Origin of the sequence: Halomonas sp. B23F22_20, assembly GCF_043496985.1 — a bacterium.
Taxonomy (GTDB): domain Bacteria; phylum Pseudomonadota; class Gammaproteobacteria; order Pseudomonadales; family Halomonadaceae; genus Halomonas.
The window spans coordinates 1-504 of record NZ_JBIEKH010000160.1 but is presented as its reverse complement, the minus strand read 5'-3'; the positions used below and the strand labels follow the sequence as shown (position 1 = coordinate 504).

Genomic DNA, 504 nt, shown 5'->3' with positions numbered 1-504 from the left:
ATATGGATTCTACAAAACGGACTTTAGAATCGATTTATGACAAGTTTTTAAATGGAGATAAATTCGTTAACCAAGAAATTGCTAGTAGTTTAGAGATGTTAACTAGCAATCTCTCACCTGTTGTCTCAGAAGATTCAGATGACTTACCTACTGCTCTAAGCGAAATCTTAGAAAATATTCAGATTATGTATGATTCAATCGGGTACCAAGATATGGATAACAACTTTGAGAGGTTGAAAGAGTTTTTAAGTGATTTACAAGAAGATGAAGATGAAGATGAAGATGAAGATGAAGATGAGGTTGCGGAAATAGATTCAAGTGAGTTCCCTAAAGGTTAACCAATAATAAATTTATTTTGAAGGAGGGGTTCAATGATTTTCGAAAGAGACATGGTAATTTACAAAGCTAGTGATCCTATAAATTTCGATTTACTGAAGCAAACATCCCCTCCTCGTTTTGAAATACTGGAAATTAATGAACTTGATGAAACGCACGCAGAAATCA

The 504-nt window shown here is 33.5% G+C and carries 1 protein-coding gene; it reads left to right on the top strand.

What is annotated here, in order from left to right; all coding sequences use genetic code 11:
• Positions 1–338 (top strand): hypothetical protein (locus tag ACGTN6_RS21110; RefSeq protein ID WP_394595078.1); only part of this gene is annotated, 338 nt, incomplete at its 5' end.
• Positions 339–504: the final 166 nt, after the last annotated feature.